The 8,081-nt window shown below is 28.7% G+C and carries 7 protein-coding genes and 1 other RNA gene; 5 read left to right on the forward strand and 3 right to left on the reverse strand.

Features of this window, described 5'->3' with window-relative positions:
- Positions 1 to 613: restriction endonuclease subunit S (locus ACXYRN_RS03975; protein WP_458598165.1), on the reverse strand; the 613-nt coding region annotated here is incomplete at its 3' end.
- A gap of 128 nt (positions 614 to 741) precedes the next feature.
- Complete coding sequence (rpsT, locus tag ACXYRN_RS03980) at positions 742 to 1,011, reverse strand: 30S ribosomal protein S20 (protein WP_458607751.1); 270 nt, start codon at positions 1,009 to 1,011, stop codon at positions 742 to 744.
- A 158-nt stretch (positions 1,012 to 1,169) separates the two neighbouring features.
- On the opposite strand from rpsT, the gene rnpB reads away from it, so the two are divergent.
- From rnpB to rplA, 5 genes are all read left to right on the forward strand, one after another.
- Positions 1,170 to 1,441: RNase P RNA component class B (gene rnpB, locus ACXYRN_RS03985), an RNA gene on the forward strand.
- A 98-nt stretch (positions 1,442 to 1,539) separates the two neighbouring features.
- A complete protein-coding gene (locus ACXYRN_RS03990; protein WP_458607752.1) occupies positions 1,540 to 3,489 on the forward strand; it encodes a type 2 periplasmic-binding domain-containing protein in 1,950 nt (649 codons plus the stop codon).
- Complete coding sequence (locus ACXYRN_RS03995) at positions 3,489 to 5,696, forward strand: hypothetical protein (protein WP_458607753.1); 2,208 nt, start codon at positions 3,489 to 3,491, stop codon at positions 5,694 to 5,696. Before ACXYRN_RS03990 ends, ACXYRN_RS03995 begins: the two co-directional genes overlap by 1 nt.
- Before the next feature lie 147 nt (positions 5,697 to 5,843).
- Positions 5,844 to 6,434, forward strand: coding sequence for a 50S ribosomal protein L11 (rplK, locus tag ACXYRN_RS04000; protein ID WP_435128655.1), 591 nt, complete (start codon positions 5,844 to 5,846; stop codon positions 6,432 to 6,434).
- Complete coding sequence (gene rplA, locus ACXYRN_RS04005) at positions 6,434 to 7,129, forward strand: 50S ribosomal protein L1 (RefSeq protein WP_458598172.1); 696 nt, start codon at positions 6,434 to 6,436, stop codon at positions 7,127 to 7,129. Before rplK ends, rplA begins: the two co-directional genes overlap by 1 nt.
- A 22-nt stretch (positions 7,130 to 7,151) precedes the next feature.
- On the opposite strand, the gene ACXYRN_RS04010 is transcribed toward rplA, so the two are convergent.
- A complete protein-coding gene (locus ACXYRN_RS04010; RefSeq protein WP_458607754.1) occupies positions 7,152 to 7,964 on the reverse strand; it encodes a GNAT family N-acetyltransferase in 813 nt (270 codons plus the stop codon).
- Positions 7,965 to 8,081 lie beyond the last annotated feature (117 nt).

Below are 8,081 nucleotides of genomic sequence, written 5' to 3' on the forward strand. Positions count from 1 at the left end.
CCTCCTGTTCTCAAGCGTGAGTAAATTCAGAGAAACGAATATTAGGAAATTTTGAATTTTGATCAGGGAACATTTTTGATAAAAAAGTTTGCTTTACACAATAAAAAAAATCGAGTTTTTGCTGAATTAGTTTTATAAATGAATCTAACGAAAAAACTAATTTTGATATCTTTTTTTGTTCATTTAAAGAAGGCAAGAAAATATTAAGATTCTTATAATCATTAAAATATAAATGTGGGATACTTGTTCCAACAACAAATTCGTCAAATTTAATATTATTTAAAACCAGATAAAGAAAATTGTTATTAATTAATGATTTTTCTTTTATGAAAATTCCTTCTAATGTTGATGTAAATCAAGAATTTTTAGGTAATATTTGTAATTTACCAACTGAACCGTCTTTTGATATGATTACAATATCTTCATTAAAAGTTTCTCTCAAAAAACTTTTTCCTATTTTTCCATCAATACCATAAATATCTACATTTCCATCAGTTTTTATTTCTGAAACTTTCAAATCACTTTTTTGTTTATCAACAAGATTCCCTAAAACTTCATAATTCCACTCTTCATTAAATTCTTTAAACCTAATCTTCGGTATTTTTTTTACCATTTCTACCACCTTTATTTTTATATTATAAATTATTTTTCTAAAAGTAATTGAAACTACAAATTATTCATCAAAATGTGAATAAAGTTGTGAATAAAGGTTTAAAAAAACAAGCCTTAGCTTGTCAAAGTTTATTTAGATTCTTTTGTCTTATTAACGAATTGATCTAAACGTGAGTGTTTTCTAGCACCTTTATTTTTATGGAAAACACCTTTGGTAACTGCTCTAGCAATTACCTGGTGAGCTTGTGCAACTAATAATGCTGCCTTTTCATCTGCTGCTAAAACTGCTTCACGAGCTTTACGGATAGCGGTTTTAACTCTAGATTTCATTGCAGCATTTCTTTGACGAGCTTTTTCCATCTTGACAATGCTTTTGATCTTAGATTTAATGTTAGCCAAACAAACCTCCCTTTTTCTATAATTTTGAAAAATCCTATAAATTATATCTATCTTTTATAAAAAACATAATTATAAAATATAAATTTTATAAGTATTCATTTTGCTTTATGAAAGCAAAATAATTTATTTAATACACATAATTGATATATAATATCTTTTGCATTAGCTGATAGCTGCTTTAAAAAGTAGAGGAAAGTCCGTGCTAGTACTAACTGCGATGTTAGTAGTGATCATGTTAAACCTAATAAGTTTAAGCTTAGACGACTAGTGCCACAGAGACGAGAATTGTGAAACGCGGTAAACTCCATGAACTAGAAACCCAAATTTGGTAGGGGAATTGTAAGTTAATAAATGAATTAGCAAGCAAAACATATTTTATGTTAGATAAATTATCAGCACCTTTTTTAAGGAACAGAACACGGCTTATGATGCTAAAAGAAGTTTGGATATCCGAGCTTTTTTTATTTTTTTCTTTTGAATTTTCAGAATTTAATAAAATAATTTTACAAAAAATAACTCAAGGAAGAGATGGAAAAAAATAGAAACATTTTTAGTAGTAAATACACCAAAAGATGATTGCTCGGTTCAGGAGCAGTTGCAGCAGGAATTGCAGTCGCAGCAGTAGTTGCTGCAAAGGTAGAATCACCATTTAAACCAGCATTTTTTAACTATAAATCATATATCGATGATGTTAATCGAGACCTTATTAATAAAGACTTTGATTATAAGGAATTTAATGAAATTCAAGACTTTACTATTGCATTAAATAACCATAAAGCCGTTGCGGGAATCGGAAGCGACTTTCAAGCAATTGGTTTAATTAAAAAAGGATTAATTAAACCAATAGATTTTAACCAATTACTTGAAATAAGTGACCCAAATCAGATGATAAAGACCGAAAACCAATTAAAAAAGAAATTACAAGAAATTTATACACCGATAGTTTTTAATCACCTTGCTAGTTATGATGAAGAATTAAAGGATATTGATAGACCACAAAAGCATTTATGACAATATTTTGTTCCTTATTATATCCAAGATGCAGTTTTTGCTTATGCAAAGCATAAACAAAGTGGTAAACTGACAAATCAAACTTTTGGAAAATTACTAACTGATGAAGATTTTCAAAAAAATCGTGATGAATTACTTCAGCAAGCAAAAGATCCTAAAAACACATCTAAATTTGTTGACCCACAAAAAGAAGATACACATTTATATTCCGAATACTTGAAACCTAATTCTTTATTTAACTTAATAAATACAGCTTTTAAAAACGGGTATCAACATATGGTGTTAACCGATGCAGTGCGTGCTGAACTTTTGTATGGTTCTTCTTATTATTTTCCTAAAAAAGCAACAAAACTTACACCACATAGTGGTAAGGTAGATTTAGATAATTATGAAAGAATAGTTAATAGTTTTGTAGAGATGGTTAATAAATCTACTGGACAAAATATTACTAATACATCAAATACATTGTCATTTAACGGAGATGGACAAGCCATAGTGCAAGCATTATTAAATACAAAAAACGGTAATGTAAATTCAGCTATTATGTATAACGGAGATGCTTTGGATACTTATTATGCAGCTGATAATGGATTTACCTTTAATAAATATAAAGATGGTAAATTAGTTGAGAAAAATGTAACTGTTGATGATGGAACAGTAGAAGCAATAAAATTTCGTGAAAACATCTTATTAGTAGATGGTTTAGTTGTTTCAGAAACTATTTCCAAACCAACTGAAAAGACTTTGTATCATAATCTTTCACATGCTTTTTATGCACATTTAAATAACATTAATACTAACAAAAATATTATTGATATGTATGATGAATATCTCACTTCTGAAATGCGCGATGTGTTTTTAGTGGCAGCAGAAGAACTTGAAAAAAATAATAAAGAATATAAATTTAGTCCCGATCCAACAACAATTTTTAACAATTTCAAAAATGAATTAATTGAAATTTATAAGAAAACATTAGAACACGATCAACTTCATGATGCAGACTTACAAAATTTTCGTGATTTAGCTGTTAAAAAATTTGATAATCCGTTATTCAAAGAGTTTTTTGAGCAATTTTATTTCAATATAAAGCAAAAAGAAGATGAAAATTATAAAAAATCACAAGTTAAAGAAGAAACAGAAGAAGTTTTGAATACAATGGGTTATTGGTTTTCGCATATGATTATCGATGAAGATATGGCACCTAAGTTTTTTGAAGTTTTATCAGAAAAGTATCCAAATGTAACCAATTTTAATTTAATTAATTATACCCCATCTACTCAACTTGATTACAAGTTAATTCGTAGAAATTATTTTGTATCGGATGATAATACCTACGATGTTAAAGCAGTAAAAATCTATGAAGTAGATGAAAGTGATAAAAATATCATCCACGCAAGATTATGAGGGGTTGATGATAAAGTTAATTCATTGCTTAATACATATTATTACTCAAGGACAAAACGTTAATGAAAATTAAATCTTTATTAAGCATAATTTTAGTATCGTCATCGGTGCTTTATGTTTCTTGTCAGAGTAATGTGACCCATAAACCTGAAAACACACAAAAAGTGCATGATCCAAATAAAGGAATAATTTTGCAGCAACCATCGAACCCAATAGAAATTATAGGTAAAGATAAACCTCCAAGTACACCTAAACCTACTGAACCACCTGCAAAAAAAGAAGCACCAAAACCAGACGAGACCCAACCACAAACACCACAGCAACCAAAGCAAAGTCCAGAACAAAAACCTGTTGAAACAAAAAAACCCATCGATCCTGATAACAATGAGCAACTAGGAAAATCAGAAATAACAGAGCCTGATAAAGACAAGGATTCACAAAAACCAGATAATGAACAAAAACCAATCGAATCTGAGAAAAAAGAAAGTCAAAAACCAAATACAGAATATCAATTTTCTCCAACAGAAAAAATTGATTCTAGTTCTAATTTAACATATCCAGGTGATATAAACAACCCAAAACAAATTTTTGATAAATCTTCTTTTCCTAACTCTGTTATATTAGAAAATAGTGAACATAATATTAATATAGTATCAAATTACTTTAGAACAGAGATGCAAAAAGTTCTTACATATATAACTTCACAAGGGCAAGTCTATAGTGATTTTCCTAAGTGATTTTATCCAAATATGGATGAAAATCCTAGAAAATCAGTTTTTTCTTATGTTCCTGATTTAAAAGTGCATTTGAAGAATAATGATAGTATTAATGTTTTAAAACATCAAATAATGCTTTCACATATAAAAAATAATGAACTTAAAATCCAAAATAATAATCTTATTTTTAAAAAAGAAATTAAAAACTTTTTGAATAAACCTTTTTCAAAAAGAAAAATTAGATTTACATTTATCAAGATACTAAATCAGATGTACACACAGACTCAGAGTCAACCAATTGTTATTGATATAGATTTAGAGGAACTTCTTAAAGATAAGTTGATTCAAGGTAATATAAATGGTTATTCATTTGCTACAAGCCTTGATAATGATAAGATAAAAGTTGTTTTGCAACCTCAAAACACAAAATCATTTAGTTTTGATGATGTAAATAAGGATATGTTTGATAAATTTTCCACAATAACTGAAATTACTTATTTAGCAAACCAAAATGATGACATGAATTTTTCATTATCTGAAGATTATCATACAGATGATTTATATGCAAAATTAGCATCAAATGGTTTAGCATATAATCCAAAAGATATGGTATATAGTGGTAAACGAATAATTAATAAGCAAAATGCAATGTTTGATAAGATTAAAGCAAGAGTATTTGTATTAGGTGGTGGAACTTCTACTATGATTGCTAAGGTTAAACCTACTGATATAAATGATCAAAGGTATTACTTTATCACTAACAGACATGTTAGTGACATCCTTAATAATAATTGGGGTAATCCTCGAATACCGCAAAAATTATTAATCCCTGATTTTGATGATAAAAAAGTAAATAGTTGAGCAAATGATATATCAATCGATGTTGAAAGAAATGATTTTATTTTGAACTTCTGACAAGCAACTAATCAATATAATAAACAAGGTAAGTTGGTTTCTGATCCTTATGGACAAGGTAATTTAAATGAAGCAGACATTTCAATAAATATTATTGATATTGCACAGCTGATAAAAAGAGCTAAAAATTCAAATGATTTAAAAGTATTAAATTATTTGAACAACTGAAAAAAATTACCTAACTTAAAACTAAGTAAGCAAGCAAAATATCTAAGTGCAGATAATTATGTAAAATTTTATCTTAGTTCTTTTCCTCAAGATTCACATGCAGGAAATAGTGGGCTAAGATACCGTGAACACATTATTAATCGAATTGATGATATTGTAATCAACCAACAGGCACCTGAGTTTGCTAAATATGGAAATTTTAGAAGTTTTATTTTAAATGATTTACCTAATAACAAGTATGATTTAACATCAGGTGCGTCGGGTAGTTTAGTTTTCGATGAAGATATGAATATGGTAGCATTGTTTATGCAAAATCTTGGTGATAATGGATACGGATTTGGATTATTGAATTCATATGATTATGATTACTTAGGATATGAAAGTGAAAATAATCCAAATTCATTCAAATATAAATTACAAAAAGAAATTCAAAGTCATCCTGATAAATTTGAAATGATAGATTTTGAATAACTTTTATCTCTTGTGTATAGAGTAATAATATTTATAAAAAGGTTTTTGAAAAAAAATTTTTTTAATATAATTAAAAAGCAATTTATTAATTGCCACAAGTGGGAGATTATTAAATCACAGACCACCATTATCGAAAGGATTTTAAAAATGGCAAAAAAAGAAATACACCGTGTTGCTAAACTTCAATTTTTAGCTGGTAAAGCTAAACCAGGTCCAGCCTTAGCTGGAGTTGGTGTTAATATGCCTGAATTTACCAGAGCATTTAACGATGCAACCAGAGACAGAGGCGATGAACCAGTTCCTGTAAAAATTACAGTATATAAAGATAAAAGTTTTGAATTTAAACTTTATACAGCACCTGCTTCATATAAAATTATGCAAGCAGCAAAATTAAAATCAGGCTCAAAAAACTCTAAAACAACTATTGTTGGAACAATTACAAAAGAACAACTTAAAGAAATTGCAGAATACAAACTTCCTGACTTAAATACCAATGATATCCATGCTGCAATGGCAACAGTTGCTGGAACAGCAAAACAAATGGGTGTTTTGGTTGAAGGTTATGATGATATCTTCAAAGCAAAGGCTGAAGCAAAAGCAGCTGCAAAGGCTGCATCTGCTGCTGCTGCAAAAGAGGCCGCTCTTGTTGAGGCACAAACTAAATTAAACGAAACTAAAGGTCAAGCTATAGAAGTGCATACACACTCAGATGATAAAGCAGAAGAAGGAGCAGAATAATGGCAAAAAGAATTTCAAAAAACCTAAAAAATGCTCGTGAATCATTTGATAGAACTATTGCTTATGATTTGTCAGAAGCGATTGAATTAGCTAAAAAAACTTCATATGCTAAATTCGATGCTTCAATTGACTTAGCATTTAATTTAAACTTAGATGTTCGTAAAGCTGACCAACAACTTAGAGGTGCAGTATTATTACCAAACGGAACAGGTAAAACTGTTAAAGTTCTTGTTGCTACAAATAATGTAGAAAAACAAAAATTATCTAAAGATGCTGGAGCAGATATTGTTTTAGATGGTCCTGCTCTTGAACAAAAGATTAAAGAAAGTGATTTTGACTTTGATGTTATGGTTGCTGACCCTACAATGATGCCTTTATTAGGTAAATATGGAAAAGTTTTAGGACCAAAAGGTTTAATGCCTAATCCTAAAACCGGAACTGTTACTCCTGCACCTGAAAAAGCTGTTGAAGAACTTAAAAAAGGAAAAGCTAATTACCGTACTGATAAAGCTGGAATCGTGCATTCATTAATCGGTAAATCAAGTATGTCAACACAAGCATTAGTTGAAAATGCAAAAACCTTGATTAACTTAATTAAAAAACTTAAACCTGCTGCTGTTAAAGGAACATATATGTTAAACCTTACCGTTTCAGCATCAATGGGTCCAAGTGTCAAAATTAAGATAGAAAAATAAAATAAGCACCATTGTGGTGCTTTTATTTATGCAATACAAATAATTGTCCATAGTCTTTAAAACCAAGTTTATAATACATCTTAGCAGCAGCAGGATTGCTGAAGAATAAAACAGGTGTTAGGTTTTGAGACAGAAGTTTTCTAATTAAATTAACTACACAATCATAAGCTAGTCCTTGACGACGATATTGGTTTAATGTATATACTCCACCAATCATAGCAACTTGTTTGTTTTTAGCACTTATAGAAGCATGTGAGATAACCTTTTGCTCATCTTTAATGATGTATGCTTGATAATATCCACTTTTTAATTCATTAGTTAAATATTCTACATTTAAAGTATGTCCACTAACATCACCTCATTCTTTAATTTGCTTTTTAGAATTGATAACCTCTATGATGTCAGTTTCAGTTACTGGCTTAGATTTAGCTAAAAAGTCTTTTGTCTGCATGTTAAAAATATTTACATCTAACTTAGCAATCTGTTCTTTTTCTACTATATAATCCAGCGAATCAATAAGTTTATGTTTATTTAAAAAGTTATAAAAATTTGTATCAATAATTAGGTTTTGAATGTCTTCATTATTTAATATTTTCAAAAATTCATTTATATTTATAGCATCAGTATCAAATAACACAACTAAATTAGAATAAAACATTAAAAAAATTGCTTCTATTTTTTTGTTATATAAAACAAAAGTTTTAATATTTTGATTTTGTAAACCGTATTGTTCGATATCAGAGATTAAAAATAAATATTGAATCGGGTCTTTTTTATAAAGATATTCTAAAACTTCTTGCTTTTTATCATTATTTCAAATTTTAAATGTTTTCATATATTTCCTTTCGGAAGCTGCTCAAAAGGTATAAAAAAAGCAGCTTCCTATTTTCACCGTTGGGCTATCGTCGGCGTAAAGTGGCTTAACTACTGAGTTCGGAATGGTATCAGGTGA

It is taken from the genome of Mycoplasma sp. 4423, assembly GCF_054353855.1.